At 41.2% G+C, this 18,916-nt stretch carries 16 protein-coding genes; 8 read left to right on the forward strand and 8 right to left on the reverse strand.

Annotation, left to right across the window (positions count from 1 at the left end; translation table 11 throughout):
* The first annotated feature begins 376 nt into the window (after positions 1 to 376).
* Positions 377 to 2,965, forward strand: coding sequence for an ATP-dependent chaperone ClpB (clpB, locus tag HFD85_RS17800; RefSeq protein WP_167612975.1), 2,589 nt, complete (start codon positions 377 to 379; stop codon positions 2,963 to 2,965).
* Here clpB and HFD85_RS17805 read toward each other — a convergent pair.
* Both HFD85_RS17805 and HFD85_RS17810 read right to left on the reverse strand, forming a co-directional pair.
* Positions 2,962 to 3,249: a PQ-loop repeat-containing protein gene (locus HFD85_RS17805; RefSeq protein ID WP_167612977.1), complete on the reverse strand. Its 288-nt coding sequence runs from the start codon at positions 3,247 to 3,249 to the stop codon at positions 2,962 to 2,964. The genes clpB and HFD85_RS17805 overlap by 4 nt on opposite strands.
* A 12-nt stretch (positions 3,250 to 3,261) precedes the next feature.
* On the reverse strand, positions 3,262 to 3,615 hold the full coding sequence (locus tag HFD85_RS17810; protein ID WP_167612979.1) for an Hpt domain-containing protein: 354 nt from the start codon (positions 3,613 to 3,615) through the stop codon (positions 3,262 to 3,264).
* 121 nt (positions 3,616 to 3,736) lie between these two features.
* On the opposite strand from HFD85_RS17810, the gene gcvT reads away from it, so the two are divergent.
* The 7 genes from gcvT to HFD85_RS17845 all read left to right on the forward strand — a co-directional run bounded on the left by gcvT (position 3,737) and on the right by HFD85_RS17845 (position 12,808).
* Positions 3,737 to 4,822 carry a glycine cleavage system aminomethyltransferase GcvT gene (gcvT, locus tag HFD85_RS17815; protein ID WP_167612981.1) on the forward strand — a complete coding sequence of 362 codons (1,086 nt, stop codon included), beginning with the start codon at positions 3,737 to 3,739 and terminating at the stop codon, positions 4,820 to 4,822.
* Between the two features lie 213 nt (positions 4,823 to 5,035).
* Positions 5,036 to 5,188 carry a hypothetical protein gene (locus HFD85_RS17820; RefSeq protein WP_167612983.1) on the forward strand — a complete coding sequence of 51 codons (153 nt, stop codon included), beginning with the start codon at positions 5,036 to 5,038 and terminating at the stop codon, positions 5,186 to 5,188.
* Positions 5,189 to 5,683: 495 nt separating this feature from the next.
* Positions 5,684 to 6,751: a 3-phosphoserine/phosphohydroxythreonine transaminase gene (gene serC, locus HFD85_RS17825; RefSeq protein ID WP_167612985.1), complete on the forward strand. Its 1,068-nt coding sequence runs from the start codon at positions 5,684 to 5,686 to the stop codon at positions 6,749 to 6,751.
* A gap of 129 nt (positions 6,752 to 6,880) precedes the next feature.
* Positions 6,881 to 7,801, forward strand: coding sequence for an NAD(P)-dependent oxidoreductase (locus tag HFD85_RS17830; protein WP_167612987.1), 921 nt, complete (start codon positions 6,881 to 6,883; stop codon positions 7,799 to 7,801).
* Between the two features lie 81 nt (positions 7,802 to 7,882).
* Positions 7,883 to 8,269, forward strand: coding sequence for a four helix bundle protein (locus tag HFD85_RS17835; RefSeq protein WP_167612989.1), 387 nt, complete (start codon positions 7,883 to 7,885; stop codon positions 8,267 to 8,269).
* Positions 8,270 to 8,360: 91 nt separating this feature from the next.
* Positions 8,361 to 9,611 (forward strand): DUF1015 domain-containing protein, encoded by a 1,251-nt coding sequence (locus HFD85_RS17840; protein ID WP_167612991.1) that lies wholly within the window; start codon positions 8,361 to 8,363, stop codon positions 9,609 to 9,611.
* A gap of 221 nt (positions 9,612 to 9,832) precedes the next feature.
* Positions 9,833 to 12,808, forward strand: a complete 2,976-nt coding sequence (locus HFD85_RS17845) for a PEP/pyruvate-binding domain-containing protein (protein ID WP_167612993.1) — start codon at positions 9,833 to 9,835, stop codon at positions 12,806 to 12,808.
* Positions 12,809 to 13,120: 312 nt separating this feature from the next.
* On the opposite strand, the gene HFD85_RS17850 is transcribed toward HFD85_RS17845, so the two are convergent.
* The 6 genes from HFD85_RS17850 to HFD85_RS17875 form a co-directional block, all read right to left on the reverse strand.
* The gene (locus tag HFD85_RS17850; protein ID WP_167612995.1) at positions 13,121 to 13,474 is read right to left on the reverse strand and encodes a DUF3088 family protein; all 354 of its coding nucleotides are present in this window, start codon (positions 13,472 to 13,474) and stop codon (positions 13,121 to 13,123) included.
* Between the two features lie 298 nt (positions 13,475 to 13,772).
* Positions 13,773 to 14,396: a hypothetical protein gene (locus HFD85_RS17855; protein ID WP_167612997.1), complete on the reverse strand. Its 624-nt coding sequence runs from the start codon at positions 14,394 to 14,396 to the stop codon at positions 13,773 to 13,775.
* 210 nt (positions 14,397 to 14,606) lie between these two features.
* On the reverse strand, positions 14,607 to 14,855 hold the full coding sequence (locus HFD85_RS17860) for a hypothetical protein (RefSeq protein WP_167612999.1): 249 nt from the start codon (positions 14,853 to 14,855) through the stop codon (positions 14,607 to 14,609).
* Positions 14,856 to 14,859: 4 nt separating this feature from the next.
* Complete coding sequence (locus HFD85_RS17865) at positions 14,860 to 15,552, reverse strand: hypothetical protein (RefSeq protein WP_167613001.1); 693 nt, start codon at positions 15,550 to 15,552, stop codon at positions 14,860 to 14,862.
* Positions 15,553 to 15,719: 167 nt separating this feature from the next.
* On the reverse strand, positions 15,720 to 16,985 hold the full coding sequence (locus tag HFD85_RS17870) for a RusA family crossover junction endodeoxyribonuclease (RefSeq protein WP_167613003.1): 1,266 nt from the start codon (positions 16,983 to 16,985) through the stop codon (positions 15,720 to 15,722).
* Between the two features lie 847 nt (positions 16,986 to 17,832).
* Positions 17,833 to 18,324, reverse strand: coding sequence for a hypothetical protein (locus HFD85_RS17875; RefSeq protein WP_167613005.1), 492 nt, complete (start codon positions 18,322 to 18,324; stop codon positions 17,833 to 17,835).
* Positions 18,325 to 18,916 lie beyond the last annotated feature (592 nt).

The following is an 18,916-nucleotide window of genomic DNA, read 5'->3' on the forward strand; positions in this document are numbered from 1 at the left end:
TTTCGTGCATTATTTTGCCGCATGTTTTTATTTTCGGGGCTTTCAGCCAAACCTTAAAAATAACCAATTTTGGACGTTAACATTCTTTAACTTACGTTGGTATGCGTTAACTAAATTCCACCGTATTTTTGTGAATATAAAATTTGAATAGTTTTAGTGTTTTTTCATAGAGAATAGATTTGGTTAGGTTAGGAAACAGGAGTGATATTGATCATTCCTGTTTTTTTGTGCTTTCAACTGCCATATTTACCTTCTTTTTATTCATTTTCTGAAATAGTTTCATTCTTTTTGTATTCTTCGAGACAAACTGTCATTCAGTAAGTTATGGCTTGAGTTTTGAATTGTGACTTGTCGAATTATTGAAAGGAATGCAGCTATGAATATGAACAATTTTACCATAAAGTCGCAGGAAGCCATTCAACAGGCTTTTCAAATTGCGCAGGCCAATAATCAACAAGCCATTGAAACCGGTCATATACTGCGGGGTGTAATGCATTCGGCGGAGAATGTGAGCGAATTTTTGCTTAAAAAACTGGGGGTGAACACTTCCATTTTTCAGCAAGCATTAAATAAAATCGTTGAATCGTATCCGAAAGTATCGGGTGGCGAAGCTTATTTATCATCGGGTGCCAACCAGGCTTTGCAAAAAGCATTGGGGCTTGCCCAGGAAATGGGCGACCAGTATGTTTCGGTTGAACACATTTTATTGGGTCTGCTTGAGGTTAAAGATTCTACCAGTCAGTTGATGAAAGACAATGGTATTACCAAAAAGGAATTAAAACTGGCGGTTGAAGAACTCAGAAAGGGATCGAAGGTGGACAGCCAGACTGCCGAAGACAAATTTAATTCGCTGAATCGTTTTGCCATTAACCTGAACGAACGTGCCAGGTTGGGTAAACTTGATCCGGTGATTGGCCGCGATGAAGAGATCCGCAGGATATTGCAGATACTTTCGCGTCGTACCAAAAATAATCCGATTCTTTTGGGCGAACCGGGAACAGGGAAAACAGCTATTGCCGAAGGTTTGGCACACCGGATTGTGCGAGGTGACGTTCCTGAAAACCTGAAATCGAAACAGGTTTTCTCGCTCGATATGGGTGCACTGATTGCAGGAGCCAAATACAAAGGTGAATTCGAAGAACGTTTGAAAGCAGTTGTAAATGAGGTCGTACAGTCAAATGACGAGGTGGTCTTGTTTATCGATGAGATACACACGTTGGTTGGGGCCGGGAAAAGCGAGGGTGCCATGGATGCGGCCAATATTCTGAAACCTGCTTTGGCAAGGGGAGAGTTGCGTGCCATTGGTGCAACCACTTTGGCCGAGTATCAAAAATACTTCGAAAAGGATAAAGCCCTGGAGCGTCGTTTTCAGATCGTTCATGTGGATGAACCGGATACCTTGAGCGCAATCTCCATTTTACGTGGAATTAAGGAAAAGTACGAAAACCACCACAAGGTGCAGATAAAAGATGATGCAATTATTGCCGCGGTTGAATTATCGCAGCGTTATATTTCCGATCGTTTTCTGCCCGATAAGGCAATCGACTTGATGGATGAGGCTGCTGCTAAACTTCGGCTTGAGATTGATTCTGTACCCGAGGAACTGGATGAGATTCAGCGCCGGGTAAAACAGCTCGAGATTGAACGCGAAGCTATTAAACGTGAAAACGATAAGAAAAAGCTGGAGGCTTTAAATGTGGAGATTTCGAACCTGAAAGAAGAGCAGTCGCGTTTGCGCGCCAAATGGGAATCGGAAAAAGCGGTAATCGAAGCTATTCAGAAAAGAAAAGAAGAGATCGACCAACTGAAGTTTGAAGCCGAGCAGGCCGAGCGTCAGGGAGATTACGGAAAGGTAGCAGAATTGCGCTATGGCAAAGTAAAAGAAGCCGAAGCCGATATCGAAAGGCTTCAGCAGGAATTCGAGGAGATGAAAAAAGGCGAGAGCCTGATTAAGGAAGAAGTGGATACCGAAGACATTGCTGAAGTGGTGGCCCGCTGGACCGGAATTCCGGTTACCAAAATGTTGCAGAGCGAGCGTGAAAAACTGTTGCACATGGAAGACGAACTGCACAAACGCGTTATCGGTCAGGATGAGGCCATTATTGCTGTTTCTGATGCTGTTCGCCGAAGCAGGGCAGGATTGCAGGATGACAAGCGTCCGATTGGTTCGTTTATTTTCCTCGGAACAACGGGAGTAGGTAAAACCGAGCTGGCAAAGTCACTGGCTGAATACCTGTTTAACGACGATAACATGATCACGCGTATCGATATGTCGGAATATCAGGAAAAATTCTCGGTGACCCGACTGATCGGATCGCCTCCTGGATACGTTGGTTACGACGAAGGTGGCCAGCTGACCGAAGCTGTTCGCCACAAACCTTACTCGGTAGTCCTTTTCGACGAGATTGAAAAAGCACATCCCGATGTGTTCAACGTACTGCTTCAGGTGCTCGATGACGGGCGTTTGACCGATAACAAAGGCCGGACGGTGAATTTCAAAAACACCATTATTATTATGACATCGAACCTCGGCTCGCACATCATTCAGGAGAATTATGAGACCATGAGCGATGAGAATGAACTGATGGTACTGGAGAAAACGCAAAATCAGTTGCTCGAACTGCTGCGAAAAACCATCAGACCGGAATTTTTGAACCGCATTGATGAAACGATCGTATTTACACCGCTGTCAAAAGACGCTATTCGTGAGATTGTGAAATTACAGTTCAACCAGGTTGTAAAACGCATGTCGGGAGCCGATATTAAAATTACCATCACACCAGAAGCCACCGATTACCTGGCAACGATTGGCTATGATCCGCATTTTGGAGCTCGTCCCGTAAAACGTGTGCTGCAGCGAAATGTGCTGAACGAACTTTCGAAACGGATTTTGGCGGGCACAGTCGACAAAGAAAAAGCAATTGTTGTTGATGTACAAAACGGACAACTGGTGTTCAAAAATTAATGAACCGGATATTTTTTAGGGTAGGTGTATTTGGCCCAGATCAGGTACAGCGCCATAAAAATATTCACCATATAATTAAAATAGAGTGGGAAATGGGCGATGCCTGTTTCCCAATCTCCTACTATAATGTAGACAAAAGTTAAGAGCTCGCCCAACAACCACAGCCACAAAAACAAGAGGCTCAAATCTTTTGCACTTTTGCTGCGGTAGGTTTTTATTACCTGCGGAATGCCACATACGGCGAATAAAATATTTCCGACCCAACCAATGGTTTCGTTTATCATTTTCAGATATAGTTAAAGCGATTTTTTGAATTGTTCCAGTTCGGGGACGGCACCTTCCAACTGTTCCACAGCATGTTTTACCATTTCGGGTACATGCTCCAATTCATTTTCCTCGCAGTTCAACTGAATTTTTTTTAAGAGCACGCCTGTTTCATCCATTCCAAAGGTCATGGCCGAAGATTTTGCTGTATGTGCTTCACGGGCCAGATTTAACCAGTTTTTTGCCTCCAGTTCAGTCTTCATTTTTGCCACAAAATCAGGTATTTGGGAAAGGAAGATGTCAACCAGTTCAATAAGAAATTCATTGTCGCCTGCTGAAATTTCTTCTACTTGTTTTGTGCGAATGTATTGAAAGCTGTCGTTCATTTTTGTACTTTCGGGCAAATTTGCAAAATTATGGAAGAATAATTCCAATTAATGACTGATAAATTTCATGTGAATGAACAGTCCTAATCTATAGTTTTGCACCTAATTTACTAAGCAAAAAATGAAGACTACAGCTTTTAATAAGATACACAAAAGCCTTGGGGCAAAAATGGTTGAATTTGCCGGATATGAGATGCCGATTGAATATTCGGGTATCAAAGATGAACACATGACCGTTCGTGAAGGAGTTGGTGTTTTTGATGTATCGCATATGGGCGAGATCTGGGTGAAAGGGCCAAAAGCCCTTGATTTGGTTGCAATGATCAATTCAAACGATCCTAGGCATCTTGCTCCCGGTCAGGCGCAATACAGCTGCATGCCAAACGGCAAAGGCGGTATCGTCGACGACCTCCTGGTGTATTGTTACAGTTCCGAAAAATACTTGTTGGTTGTTAATGCTTCCAACATCGAAAAAGACTGGAACTGGATTGTTCAGCAGAACGAGGAAATTGGAGCCGAGCTCGAAAATGCTTCCGACAGCATGAGCCAGCTTGCCATTCAGGGGCCACGTGCCATTGCCGTTTTGCAGAAACTTACCGATGTAAATCTTTCAGAAATAAAATTCTATACGTTTACTGTCGATCGTTTTGCGGGAGTCGACAATGTGATCATCTCGGCAACAGGATACACCGGTGCCGGTGGTTTCGAGCTGTATTTTAATAACGACACTGCCGAACACGTTTGGTATGCCATTTTCGATGCCGGTAAAGAATTGGGAATAAAGCCAATTGGTTTGGCCGCACGCGATACGCTTCGTTTGGAAATGGGGTACTGCCTCTACGGAAACGATATCGACGATACTACTTCGCCGATTGAAGCCGGTTTGGGCTGGATTACCAAATTCAACAACGGAAGAGAATTTATCGACCGCGAATTGCTGACCATGCAGAAAAACGAGGGAGTGACACGCCGCCTGCGTGGATTTAAGTTGCGGGGACGTGGAATTCCGCGCCACGGCTACGAGCTGGTAAATGCCGAAGATTCTGTTATCGGTCATGTTACATCGGGAACCATGTCGCCGGTACTGAACGAAGGAATTGGAATGGGCTACGTGGCAAAAGAATATTCGGCTTTTGGTACCGAAATTTTTGTAAAGATCAGGAATAAAAATATTCCTGCTGAAATCGTAAAATTGCCTTTTATCTAGATCAATAAAACGAATCAAAACTGAAGGGGCTGCTTTTAATAAGGCAGCCTTTTTTATTGGTATCCGGCTACGAAAGCCTCTTGAAATCTTGTTCTCAGCTCGAAGAAATCAAGAGAAATATATTCTTCTAAAATGGCGTAGGTGTTTCATTTTCAGTGTAATTTTGTGAGAGCGAAACGATAACATAAGTTGTTCATTTTAAAATTAGCAGCCATGTCGAAGTTCCATGAAGCACAACGAAGTGCGAAAAAATCTCCCAAAAAAAGCATGAAGGAAAAGCGGCTCGAAAAACGTGAAAAACGAGCCATGAAGAGTGACACCATTAACCTTCACAAAGTATTCGAAGAAAAGGAACACAAAATTTAAATGAGCAGTTATTCGAAGGTATTCAGACTGAGTAAAATATAAAAACGATGTTTCGAAGGGATAATTCATTTGGAATACAACTTTGATTCAGTAATTCTTCCATTTCAGAAAAAGGAAATGTGGAAATTTTTTTTGTAGTGCTGCTGTTGAATTTCATGTTTGCCTACCTCAGATCACAACGTAAAAATCACTTCAAATTAAATTCTGTTTAAATATCTCGAAAAAGTGATATTTCTCATGCCTTTGCTACCCATTAATAACAAGAATCCAATAAATTTGTACAAAACAACAGCTTGATTCCGAAAAACTTAAACTGTTGCTGACAGTATAAATGACATCTGTCAATTGATTCTGTGTTGTATATCAATGTTTTAAAACTCATAAGAATAGATATAAACTTGATTTTTCTCATCTGATAAACACCAATTTATCCTGAACTTTGAAGAGGTGTTTACAGGAACGGATTAAAAATTATTCACCTTAATTGTTGTATTTATGAAGAAGCACAATTTTTATGCAGGACCATCAATTCTGCCTGAATTCACAAAGGAAAAGACGGCCGAAGCTGTTATGAACTTTGCCGGTACCGGCCTTTCGGTTATGGAAGTGTCGCACCGCAGCAAAGAATTTGTGGCAGTTATGGACGAAGCAGTAGCGTTGGTAAAAGAACTGCTAAAAGTTCCGGAAGGCTACTCTGTACTTTTCTTACAGGGAGGTGCCAGTCTCCAGTTTTTAATGGCGCCCTACAATTTAATGGATAAAAAAGCCGCTTACCTGAACACCGGTGCGTGGTCGAAAAAAGCCATAAAAGAAGCCAAATTTTTTGGCGAAGTGGTGGAAGTTGCTTCGTCTGCCGACGCCAATTTTAACTACATCCCAAAACAATTCGAGGTGCCAGCCGATGCCAGCTACCTGCACTACACCAGCAACAATACCATTTTTGGTACTAAGGTGGATGCTCCGGAAGTAAGTCTTCCGTTGGTGGCTGATATGTCGTCTGATATTTTCTCGCGCCCGGTTGATGTGGCTAAATACGACCTCATTTATGCAGGAGCACAGAAAAACCTGGGACCATCGGGTGCAACACTGGTGATTGTTAAAGACGAAGCACTCGGGAAAATTGATCGTCCGATCCCAACAATGCTCGATTACCGTACGCACATCGGTAGCGAATCGATGTTTAATACACCATCAACACTTCCTGTTTTTGCCAGTTTACAAACCTTGCGCTGGTTAAAAGAACTTGGCGGTGTTGAAGCTATTGAAAAAGTGAACATCGAAAAAGCAGGAATGCTTTACGACGAAATCGATCGTAATAAACTTTTTGCGAGCACTGTGCCAAATAAAGAAGACCGTTCGCTAATGAACGTAACTTTTGTAATGGCTCCGGGCTACGAAGAAGCAGAAAAAGAATTCCTCGATTTTGCAACCGCGAGAGGAATGGTTGGAATAAAAGGCCACCGTTCGGTTGGAGGATTCAGGGCGTCGATTTACAATGCCATGCCGGTCGACAGTGTTAAGGCACTGATAGAGACCATGCAGGAATTTGAAAAAACGAAATAGTTCAAATAGTTCAGAAAATGCAGGGTGAAAGTCCTGCATTTTTTTCATCGGCAGTTTTTCAGGAGCTGCCAATCGTTCTCACTTTTATGAGTTTTTGTGAATCAAGTTTAATAAAAAGAAATCAATACGATGAGAAAAATCCTAATTGCTACCGAAAAACCCTTTGCTCCCGTAGCCATAAAAAAAATCAGTAAAATATTTGATAAGGAAAACTACGAGCTAGTTATGCTCGAGCGTTATGCGTCGAAACCGGAATTGCTTGACGCGGTTGCCGATGTGGAAGCCGCCATTATCCGTAGTGACAAGTTTGATGAGGAAGTCCTCGAAGCCGGAAAGAAATTAAAGATCGTTGTACGTGCAGGTGCCGGTTACGACAATGTTGATCTGGAAGCTGCCACGAAACGAAACATTGTTGTGATGAATACACCCGGACAAAATGCGAACGCGGTGGCCGAACTGGCTATCGGGTTGGCGATTTTTGGGTTACGCGAGTTGTATTCGGGAAAACCGGGTGGCGAAATGCGCGGACGAACACTTGGTTTGCATGGTTTTGGATATGTCGCCCGCAATGTTTTCCGTATTGCTCGCGCCATGGGAATGAAAGTGATCGTTTACACCCAATACAGTAAAGGAGCCGCTGCAGCAATTGGTCTGAAAGTAACCAACTCACTCGAGCAGTTATACGAAAAAAGCGACATTGTTTCCATTCATGTGCCTGCGCGGGGTGTGCATATTAAATCGGTAAGCTACGATATTCTGAAGCATCTGAAAGATGGAAGTATCATCGTAAACACTGCCCGCAAAGAAGTAATCAACGAGCCCGATCTCATTAAAATAATGGAAGAGAAACCGGGCATCAAATACATGTCGGACCTCACTCCGGATGCCGAAGCTGAGTTTGTTGAGAAATTCCCCGGAAGGTATTTCTTTACACCTAAAAAGGCCGGTGCACAAACGGCTGAAGCTAACCTCAACGCAGGTGTTGCTGCCGCCGAGCAAATTGTCGGCTATTTCGAAAACAATGATGCTACTCATCAGGTGAATAAGTAAGAATAGTGATTGGGTAAATGGGTGATTGAGTAAAGAGCTCAGTTTTTTGTAACTTTTGATTTCAATTAAAAATCAATTATTATGAAAAACTATCCTCATTCCACTTTCTTCGATTTTGAATCGTTGGAATTGTACAAAAAGTCACTCGATTACACTGACGTTGTTTACGATTTGGTAATGCTGTTTCCGAAAGAAGAACGCTTTGAATTAGGAAGCCAATTGAACCGGGCTGCAACTTCGATTTCGCTGAATATTGCAGAAGGTTATGGCGAGAGTATACCGTTAGCCATAAGATATTTGCGCATAGTTCGTGGCTCAATTCGAGAATGTTTGGCTTGTTCTACAATCGCATTCCGAAGAAATTATATGGATGAACAAAAATATGTAGAGTCAAGAACAAATTTGGTCGAATTATCGAAATTAGCTGCGGGGTACAAAAAATATTTAAATAGGAAACTGAATAAATAGCTATTTTTGCTTCAAAATCTGTGTTAGGTTACCGGGTGAAACTTACGCATTCACTCAAATACTCATTAACACAATAACTGTAAAAAATAATATGGCAATTATAAAACCTTTTAAAGGCCTTCGACCTGAAAGTGGAATTGTTGAAGAACTGGCTTGTTTACCTTACGATGTAATGAACTCGGAGGAAGCGGCGCAAATGGCTGAAGGAAAAGAAAAATCTTTGCTGCGCATTACCAAAGCCGAGATCGAATGTCCCGAAGTTGAGGACATTCATTCTGAAACGGTGTACAACAAAGCCGTGGAGAATTTCGTGGCTTTTCAGGAGAAAGGCTGGTTGAAGCAGGACGAACAGGCGAAGTATTACATTTACGCGCAAACCATGAATGGTATCACCCAATACGGTATCGTGGGGGCAGCTGCCTGTGCCGATTACGAAAACGGCATCATTAAAAAGCACGAGCTTACCCGCCCCGAAAAAGAGGAGGACCGCATGGTATTGACGCGTTACCTGAATGCCAACATCGAACCGGTATTTTTTGCCTACAAAGCCGTTCCTGAAATTGATGCGATTGTTGAATCAATCGTAAAAAATCAGGACGCAGATTACGATTTTACAGCCGAGGATGGTTTCGGACATCATTTCTGGACCATTAACGACGCTGAAACAAATACTAAACTCGAGCAGCTTTTTGCTGAAAAAGTTCCGTTTACCTATGTTGCCGACGGGCATCACCGTACGGCAGCTGCGGCTCGTATTGGCTTGGAAAAAACAGCTCAGAATCCAAGTCATACCGGTGATGAGGAATACAACTTTTTTATGGCGGTTCATTTTCCGGATAACCAGTTGCAGATCATTGACTATAACCGAGTGGTAGCTGATTTGAACGGACTGTCGGAAGTGGATTTTCTTGCTGAACTGTCGAAGGGTTTTGATGTGGAAAATATGGGCCCGGAAATTTACAAACCCGGCAAATTGCACGAGTTCAGCCTGTACCTTTCAGGAAACTGGTACAAACTCACAGCCAAAGAAGGCACGTTTGATGATTCAGACCCGATCGGAATTCTGGATGTAACCATCCTTTCGAAACAGGTACTCGATCCAATCCTCGACATTAAAGATTTACGTACTTCGAAACGTATCGATTTTGTTGGAGGAATCCGCGGTTTGGGCGAATTGAAACGCCGCGTTGATTCGGGTGAAATGAAAGCAGCTTTTGCCTTGTATCCGGTGTCAATGGATCAACTGATCAACATTGCCGACAGCGGAAATATTATGCCGCCAAAAACCACCTGGTTCGAGCCAAAACTTCGCTCGGGTTTGGTGATTCACAAATTAGACTAACCGTAAAAAGTAAAAGGATGTCATCTTTTTAAAAGATGACATCCTTACAGTATAAGTAGATTAGAGCATAGCAAGTCATCTGCTCACTTTCTGTTCAAACTGGGAGTGAGCTGATGACTAAGTATCTTAGATCCAGGAGAGCTTTCTTCTGGATTTTTTGTGTCCGGATTTCAGCAACAAAAACCAAAAATTGGCTAACTTCAAAATCTAAATTCGAACAGATGGATATCGACAATATTTCTTTGACTACCCTATATAAAAAGCGGAAAACCGACCGTGATATTTTTCAGGAACTGATGCCCACAAAAGTAAAGGAGGTACTGCTGATCGCGACTTTGTATGATTCGTATTCCATCGTTCGCGAGGGGCAGTTCAGTGATAAGATCTTTGGAGAATACCTGCAGCTGAATTTGTATGCGGCACCGCGTTTTACCAGTGTACACACCAAAGAAGATGCCTTGCTCACACTGGAACACCTTGATTTCGACCTGATCATTGTAATGGCGGGGGTGGATAAAGATTCGCCGGTTGACACGGCAAAGGCCATCAGGAATATGCGCCCGCGTGTTCCCTTGCTTTTACTCGTAAACAACAATGCCGATCTGCGTTATTTTCAGCTAGAGAAACGTAAGTTCGATTTCATCGACCGCATTTTTGTGTGGAACGGTAATTCGAATGTTTTTATGGCCATGATCAAATACATCGAAGACATAAAAAACGTGGCCCGCGATACACAAAACGGAAATGTCCGGGTCATTCTGCTGGTAGAGGACAGCATTCAGTATTATTCGCGTTACCTGCCGGTTTTGTTTACCACCGTGATGACCCAAACGCAGGTGCTGGTGAAAGAAGATGCCAAGGACGAGCTGCATAAGATCCTCAGGATGCGCGCGCGCCCAAAGGTTATTCTGGTGGATAATTACGAGGAAGCGGTAAAATTCATTAACAGTTACCGCCGTTATATGCTTTGTGTGATTTCGGATGTAAAATTCGAAAAAGATGGAAAGGAGAATGAAGACGCTGGTATCGAATTGTTGAAATATGCCAACCGAACGCGCAAGTTTCCGATCCCGTTGCTGTTGCAGTCGCACGATATAACCAATGCGCAACGTGCCAAAGAAATCGGTGCCGATTTTATAAATAAAAACTCGGAAAGTTTGTCGATGGACATTCTGAATTTCCTGTACCGCCGTTTGGGATTTGGTAATTTTGTGTTTAAAGGAATGGACGGCCTTCCGATTTCTGAAGCACGAAACCTGAGTGAATTCCAGGAGAAGTTGCGTGTAATTCCGGCAGGAGCATTGCAATACCATGGTAGCCGGAACTCCTTTTCGACCTGGCTGATGGCGCGTGGCGAGATCAACATGGCCGAACGTTTGCGCCCGGTTCAGTTATCGGATTTCGATTCGCCCGAATTGCTGCGCCAGTTCTGCCTCGATGTTTTCACGACAGTCAGGTTCGAGAAATTGCGGGGCACCATCGTGAATTTCGACAAAGAGGTAGTCAATTCAAACCGCTATATTGTGCGCATGGCCAAAGGCTCGCTGGGCGGAAAGGGGAGAGGTGTGGCTTTCATCTGTAATTTCATCGAAAATATCGATTTCCTGAAGTTCATACCCAACATGAACATTCGCATTCCGTCAACGGCAGTTATTGGCGCTCTGGAGTTCGATAAGTTTGTGGAGATGAACAACCTCTACGACGATATTTATTCGCTGAATGATTATGATGCCATCCGCGAACATTTCCTCGATTCGGAGTTTGACGACCGGATGCGGAAAAAACTCATGGATTACCTGGAGGTGATGACCAGTCCACTTGCCGTCCGTTCTTCCGGGCTGTTTGAAGATTCGCTGCTTCAACCTTTCTCCGGAGTATATGCAACTTACCTCATTCCGAATAATCATGAAGATATAAATGTGCGTTACCGACAGCTGGAAACCGCCATCAAACTGGTGTATTCGAGTATTTTTACCGACTCGGCACAAGCTTATTTCGATGCGGTGAATTACAAGATCGAAGAAGAAAAAATGGCTGTGATCATCCAGGAAGTAGTGGGTCACGATTACAATAACAAGTTTTACCCAACGCTTTCGGGGGTGGCACAATCATATAATTACTATCCCATTTCGTATATGGAACCGAACGACGGCTTTTCGGTTGCAGCCGTTGGACTGGGAATGTACGTGGTGGGTGGCGAGAATTCGTTTCGTTTTTGCCCACGGTATCCGAACCTGAATGCCTCGTCCTTAAAGGACCAGTTACGCGATACCCAAAAGCAGTTTTATGCCATCGATCTGGCAAAACCTGATTTTGATCTGGTTGGCGGTGGCGAGGATGCAGCCATCCAAAAATACCGCATAAAAGAGGCCGAAGAGGACGGAACACTGGAACATTCGGCATCCACTTATTCGATAGAGAACGACGACCTGATTCCCGGTATTCAGGGAAACGGGCCTAAAGTGATCGATTTTGCGAACATACTAAAATACAATCACCTGCCGCTGGCTGATGCTTTGCAACTCTTGTTGAAATTGTTTAAGGAAGCCATGGGATCGCCGGTGGAAATAGAATACGCCATCGATATTGAACCGGCCGAAAACGGATTGCCAACCTTGTATCTACTGCAGATAAAACCACTGATCAGGATTGAAGAGAAGGTAGAAGTTGACATCAATGCGATACCCGACGACAAGGTGTTTATGTATGCCGAACGCGGTATGGGCAACGGAATGATCCAAAACATCAGGGATGTGGTGTATGTTGACCCGGAAAAATTCGACCGGATGAAAACCAAACAAATAGCTGCGGAAATTAAGCAACTGAACGAGAAAATAGATGATCTGGGCAAGGGCTATATCCTTATCGGGCCGGGGCGTTGGGGGTCGCGCGATCCCTTTACCGGAATTCCGGTGTTATGGTCGGGTATTTCACGGGCGCGTATCATCATTGAAATGGGTTTGCCCGATTTTCCGCTCGATGGCTCGCTGGGTTCGCATTTCTTCCACAATGTTACTTCCATGAACGTGGGATATTTCTCGGTTCCGCACCAGTCGCAGAAATCGAAACTGAAATTGGAAGCCCTGGAACAACAGGAGGTGTTGCACGAAACCGAGTTTGTTAAGCATGTTCGTTTTAACAAACCGCTTTCGGTTTTGATGGACGGCCGCGAACGAAAAGCGCTGATTCATTGTTAAGCCATAACGAGATTCAAGAAACTATTCAATATTGATTTTTTAGAGTCGACGATCTCTAGTGTAAGTCTGGATTATTTCGTCCGGAAAGTCGAACCAGCTCTCATCAACTTTCGTCGCCGGACGAGGGCATTTTCGCCTCTGTGTCCCGGAGTTAAGACTCCGGACTATAAATATTTGACACTACCAGTGTCGTCGGAAACCCGGAGTACCGAAGCAGGCTACGTTTTGTTTTGTGGAAAAACTTAAAATGTTAGCTATTTATTGCAGCGTTTTCAAATCTCACTACTTAAGATTCACTACTCACTACTTTATCTAGTGAGGTATCCCAATCCCGTATTTTTCCAAGAGGTAGCGGTAGATCAGTTCCTCGTTATTCTGAAAATAATACTCGCCGTAGGAATCAAAATAGCTGAGATCGTCGTCGGAAGTGACTTCCGATTTTGGAATCACCAGGTTGGGGCAACTCTGGTTTTCTTCGCCTATCAGGTCGACCAACACTTTACGCGGACGTTCAAAATTGATATAAACCACTTCGAGCAGTTCCTTCAACCTGGGGTAATAGTTTAGTACACCCAGCATTTGTGCGGCATGCGGACAAAAGTAACGGATGTTGTCTTCGCGCTTTTTATCGATAAAATCGGGATTGAGTAAGAATAATTTTGCCATCAGATTTCTATTTCGGTTCCTTATATTTTAATAACAGCGAGTAAGCAAGAATCGTTCGAAGCTGCAGGGTGTTAAAATACTAATTTACGGGTTTAGCAGTGGAAAAAGGCTTGTAGTAGTGCGATATGTTAACTGTCGGTTTTATTAATCGACTATGCATAGGTTTTACAGCCTCACTCTCGCGCGATTGCATCGCGTGGTTAAACTAAACACCAGGCGAAACGATCCCGAAGCCTCGGGGCGCAGTTGGCGTACCACCAAACCCCGCCCTGCAATATGTACTGTGTTAGCGCTGACATTATTTTCTTATTTTTATAAATACGATTGTCAGTAAAACTAAATTCATTAAAGCGAGAAATGTTATCAAATAAATTTGTCTGTTTTCATTTCTTGTTTCGATTATTATATTGTGATCTCTCTTATATTTTCGAAGTTTTTCTAAGTCAGACAACCAATAATTTAACCCATCAATTTTTCTTTCAAGTGTATATATCTTCACTTTTAATGAGTCTGAAGTTTGGTTTTTAAACTCAGTAAATATTGAAGGTGGCGGAATCACGATATTTGTTCTTGTCAGAGAAATTGTCGGACTGCAATTGTTTATTTCAATTGTTGAATCATTTATTTGTGATGCATAAACTATCCAAAGTCCAGGTTCTCTAGGAATTTCGGAGCACATTCCTGTTATGCATCCATTAATTGTATCTCGCTGGTAGTCACCTTTGAAAAATTCATTGATTTTGAACTGATAAGCTTTAACAAATGGGTCATCGTATTCGCATGAAATTAATTCTCCAATGAAAATTAAGTCTGAATTGAGAATCGCTTTATGGACAGTACTGTCCCGTTCTTCTTTTGGGCATCTACATGCACTACAATTTATATAAAACAGTATTCCGATTAATAATAAACTAACTTTCATTAAATGCGATTATATTTTTGCTGCTAACGGTTGGTACATGTTGTCGGGGTCCCGAGGACTCGGGAGAGAGCCTGCCCGTCCGTTCAGGCGGGCGTTCCTGTCCGCCTTCTGGCGGACACGGAACTGCGAAACGATCCCGAAGTCTCGGGACGCAGTTTGCGTACCACCGAACCCCGCCCTGCAATATGTACCGTGTTAACTGCTGGTTTTTCATTTTTCTATTATTATTTCATACACGTTTTTATTAGGCTCTTTAGTTTTCTTGTCTTGAAATTTGTATGCAATTGCAATAATTAGAAATAGAATTGCGAAAGAAATCAAAGCATTTCTCAAAGTTTTCCTATTTGATTCAAATGGACCAGACATTTCTTCAGATAGACTACCTTTAAATCCTTTAAAAGCCCAAACAACAAAAGCCCCCACAATTTCTATAATAAAACTTGCAAAATTGCTTCTCATATACCTAATAATTTAGGGTTATAAAGTCAATGAATTTTCTTCCATTTTTAGAAACTCTGTCTCCAAGTAAATTCCATCCTTGACTTGCGGTCATTGTCCCAAATATTCCGCTATCAGTATTTAGAAATCCATAGTCATGCAAATCTTTAAAAGCGATTTTTATTGTCTCAATTGAAACATAGGGAATTACACTTGGGAAAAAATTGCTAAATCCACCATTTATACATGATTCAGGAAGTTCATTAAGTTTCAAATATTCATGAGGAAATGCCATGAACGATAAAATTTGAATATGCAAAGTCGACAAGTTTTCAACCAAGTTTAAGTAATACTCTTTCTCTGTTTGAGTAATATCAAATTCTATCAACGAGTTAATTAAGATTGCTTTAAACGCAATGATTTTCTCCTTTTGGTAATTTTCAACTGCTCCTTTAAAGCATTTTTCGAAAATAAATGCAAACTCGTCAGTCTTAATGTAGCTTTCATTTATTTTATCTTTTAGAGTCAATAAATCATTAGCTATATTTTCGGCAAATTCTTCGAGTCTAATTTGTCTTTGAGACGGAATATAATCTGAAATCAAAGAAGCGAGTCCACCAGCAAAAGGAACTGTTGATAGTGTTGCTTTTAAAATATTAATCACATGTTCTGTGACTTCAGATTTTTTTAGTTGATTCTCAATTCTCTCAATTTGCATTTTGGTCTTTTTTTAAACTTGCAGTTAACGGTCACTTGTATGTGGTCGGGCGGGATTTCGAAAAGAAATCCTGTCAGACCCGCAGGAAAGTGGGCACGAGGTCTGACTTGTCAGACCGCTAAAACCCCCGCCTGCCATATACAATTTGTTACCAACCGTATTTTTTTTCATTCCCATTTTCTAATTATGTCATCAACTGTATTTCTTACATTTTTATATATCGTGTCACCATTTGTCAGCACAAATTTTATTTCTCCATTTTCTGGTGAATTGTCCTGTCTGGGAAGTTGGAGTATTTGATAATTTGTGAGCGAATTTGGATGATACTTTTGATGGATTTCTGAGTCCTGCTTAAAAAATGAGAAGTCCGTCATTACTTTCGAATGTGTAGCAGGAGGTCTTAAAATTTCATTTATGAATGGTACAATATAATTTCGAGCAAGATTATCTAAATCAACTACATTTTGTTTTGGAGGCACAAACAGGACAATGATACTCAATGGAACTAGGAATGGGAAAAGAGCAGGCTTTTTCTTTTTAAATTCATTCAGCTGTTCTCTCAGTTGTGCTTTTAAAATTTTTGAGTCACCCTCATCTGAGGGAGCTTTACCTAAATCGAAGTAATCAGAAGCTAAGAAAACATAATTCTTTGTCGAATCCCAAATTTTTACAAAACGCTTATCGTCTTTGTATTTTCTGTTATCAGGAAACTCTGATTGAAATAAATGGACTAAATCATAAATATTGATTCGGTTAAAGCTTAGGTAGCGTTCTTGAATTTCCTTTTTATAAAGAAACTCGCGTGCTAAAAAATATTGTTCTCCAAATGTTTCTTTAATCTTGGCTTGGTTCTTTAATAAGTCATTGTAATCATGGTACACATCAGTATTATCGTCTAAATCTTCATCTTTTAAATATTCTTCAAATTTGTAATTATTAGAATAATCTTTATCACTAAAGTCATTTCTAATAATTCGATAAGCCAAAGAGATATCTTCGTAAAACGATTTGAGAGTACTTGTATTTATTCTTATTTGGGGATTATTATCACCATACTCATTCAGATGATAATTTGCTATTAATATTTTTATTTGACTATCGTCTTTAAATAGAATTCCTACAAGATTATCAATCTCGGGCATTGGTTTATGCAATAAATCAAGATAGTTTTTGGAAAGTGTTTGTAGTGGTGGAGGATTATTTTCTGTTGTATAATAGTCTATCTGTAGAATTATATCGCCTCTATATGCTCTTCTTTTATTTTTCTGAAGTTGTTTTTTAATTGCTTTCCTAAAATGTATCTTGTTCTCCTTTTTCAAGGACTTTTTTGTCTTAGGCTCTTGTTTTATTACAAAGTGCATTTCTCTTAAAAATCTTCTTAATCGAAGACTTTTTTGTCCATCCATAGTTTCGATATATTCTGTGCGTATCATTTATTCAATATGGTTGGTAACGTACAAGTATATTACACTGTAACATATATCTTTTTAGGCATCACTTGTGTAACTTATTGTAATGCTTTGTTTTATCGGATATAATAAGGCCTGTTTGGTATTTGATTTTTGCAAGAGTTGCTTTCATTGTATTTGGTTATTCATGGTTTTTATTCGAAAGGCTATTGCCATAAAAGTAAACATAAAAACAATTGAATTGGATCTAAATCGCATGTTTTTAAGTTGTTGGCGGCCTTAAGGGGGTACTTCAGAGGTACCCCTCCCCACTTCGGAAGTACCCCTCCCCACCTCAAACATTCAAATTTGATGCTCAGAGAAACTAATTTGATGCTTTTTGCTTCAAAGTTGAGCCTTTGAGGTACCCTGTTGAAGCTTTTAGATACTAATTTGTTTCTCTGAGGTTCTCGCTTGATTCTCCGGGAAACTAATTTGACTCTTTTTGCTTCAAAGTTGATTCTCTGAGGTACAAGTTTGATTCTTTTTACTTCAAATCAGACGTATTGAAGTACAGCCTTAATTAGAAAAAGGCCTTGACGGTTTTTCTTACCATCAAGGTCTTTGTTTGTTATGAGATGCATGATAATTTGCGTGGCGCAAGGGCTAAAGCCCGATTATACGTAGGATCATCCACATCCCCGGTCTGAAGACCGGGGTTAATCAAAAGCCACTGAAGACATGAATTGAATAATCCCGGCATTTATGCCGGGGGAGGTGCGACGAACCCAATAATACCCGGGCTTTAGCCCGTTACGCTCCCGCGCGATTGCATCGCGTGGTAAAACAGAAACACCCCGCTAAAAGATTCGCGGCAGTAAAACGGAGAATTTTATATTTCATCAAGATTTATATTTATTCCAGTAAGTTCTGTTTTTTCATTTACGGTTCTTGTTGAAAGTTTTATTGTTCCCTTCCCATTATCAAACATACATTTGAAGTAGAAGCTGAACCAGTCTGCGTCTTCTTCAAATCCCCTGTACTCATAATGAGAATATGCAGTGGACATTATATTTCCAGTGGCCGATTTAAGTTTTGGAAATTCTTGTTCTATATCCTTGATCCTTATTTGAGCTTTTGCATACTCTCCAAATATGTCATGAAGTTTGTTCCAATCCGAACTGTTCCAGTCAATTTTTATCTCATTTATAATTTTATTTAGAGAGTCAGTATTTATGTCAGGAGGCATTTCTTTTGAAATTTTTTCTTTTTCAATATTCTCATTAGATCCGGAGAAGGAAGCTAGATGTAAAAAAATACTCAGTAACGAGAATATCATCGTGATTATCACAAATACTTCAATTCTTGCTAGTCTTTTGTCCATATTTTTGTTATTTAAAAATGTATCATTATTCAAGTAATCCACGCTAGCGGGATTCAGAGTTTTTACTGAACTCGAAAGTGTGTGCAAGCTGGAACATTATTCATATTCGCTATGTAGCCGTGGGTATACACTCTCATTGGGGATTTACAATTATTTTGATTGTTAAAGGAGGGAGTAAGTTCATTAGTAAAAGTTTGAATTTTAGTTTCCACCGAAGATAATTATAAAAATGATTGATTCGGCTAATTAACAGTATGAATTTTGCCATGCTACCGCGCGATTGTATCGCGTGGTAAAACAAAACACCACACGAAAGGATTCGCGCGGTAGCAGGGGCTAAAGCCCGATTATACGTAAGGTCATCCAAATCTCCGGGCTGAAGTCCGGGGTTAATCAAAAGCCACTGAAGACATGAATTGAATAATCCCGGCATTTATGCCGGGGGAGGTGCAACGAACCCAATAATACCCGGGCTTTAGCCCGTTACGCGATTACGGGATTTGCTTTGTAGCAGTGTCTCGGGCAGGGATGGAAGTGGCAGCTTGCTGTTTTGGGGCCGATGGTTGAACGGTGCTTTACGGGCTGCCGGAGA

Source organism: Maribellus sediminis (assembly GCF_011799805.1).
In the GTDB taxonomy this organism is placed as follows: domain Bacteria; phylum Bacteroidota; class Bacteroidia; order Bacteroidales; family Prolixibacteraceae; genus Draconibacterium; species Draconibacterium sediminis_A.

Coding starts and splice junctions, on each gene's coding strand:
- clpB (WP_167612975.1), top strand. CDS start 377: ATGAATATGAACAATTTTACCATAAAGTCGCAGGAAGCCATTCAACAG.
- HFD85_RS17805 (WP_167612977.1), bottom strand. CDS start 3,249: ATGATAAACGAAACCATTGGTTGGGTCGGAAATATTTTATTCGCCGTA.
- HFD85_RS17810 (WP_167612979.1), bottom strand. CDS start 3,615: ATGAACGACAGCTTTCAATACATTCGCACAAAACAAGTAGAAGAAATT.
- gcvT (WP_167612981.1), top strand. CDS start 3,737: ATGAAGACTACAGCTTTTAATAAGATACACAAAAGCCTTGGGGCAAAA.
- HFD85_RS17820 (WP_167612983.1), top strand. CDS start 5,036: ATGTCGAAGTTCCATGAAGCACAACGAAGTGCGAAAAAATCTCCCAAA.
- serC (WP_167612985.1), top strand. CDS start 5,684: ATGAAGAAGCACAATTTTTATGCAGGACCATCAATTCTGCCTGAATTC.
- HFD85_RS17830 (WP_167612987.1), top strand. CDS start 6,881: ATGAGAAAAATCCTAATTGCTACCGAAAAACCCTTTGCTCCCGTAGCC.
- HFD85_RS17835 (WP_167612989.1), top strand. CDS start 7,883: ATGAAAAACTATCCTCATTCCACTTTCTTCGATTTTGAATCGTTGGAA.
- HFD85_RS17840 (WP_167612991.1), top strand. CDS start 8,361: ATGGCAATTATAAAACCTTTTAAAGGCCTTCGACCTGAAAGTGGAATT.
- HFD85_RS17845 (WP_167612993.1), top strand. CDS start 9,833: ATGGATATCGACAATATTTCTTTGACTACCCTATATAAAAAGCGGAAA.
- HFD85_RS17850 (WP_167612995.1), bottom strand. CDS start 13,474: ATGGCAAAATTATTCTTACTCAATCCCGATTTTATCGATAAAAAGCGC.
- HFD85_RS17855 (WP_167612997.1), bottom strand. CDS start 14,396: ATGAAAGTTAGTTTATTATTAATCGGAATACTGTTTTATATAAATTGT.
- HFD85_RS17860 (WP_167612999.1), bottom strand. CDS start 14,855: ATGAGAAGCAATTTTGCAAGTTTTATTATAGAAATTGTGGGGGCTTTT.
- HFD85_RS17865 (WP_167613001.1), bottom strand. CDS start 15,552: ATGCAAATTGAGAGAATTGAGAATCAACTAAAAAAATCTGAAGTCACA.
- HFD85_RS17870 (WP_167613003.1), bottom strand. CDS start 16,985: ATGATACGCACAGAATATATCGAAACTATGGATGGACAAAAAAGTCTT.
- HFD85_RS17875 (WP_167613005.1), bottom strand. CDS start 18,324: ATGGACAAAAGACTAGCAAGAATTGAAGTATTTGTGATAATCACGATG.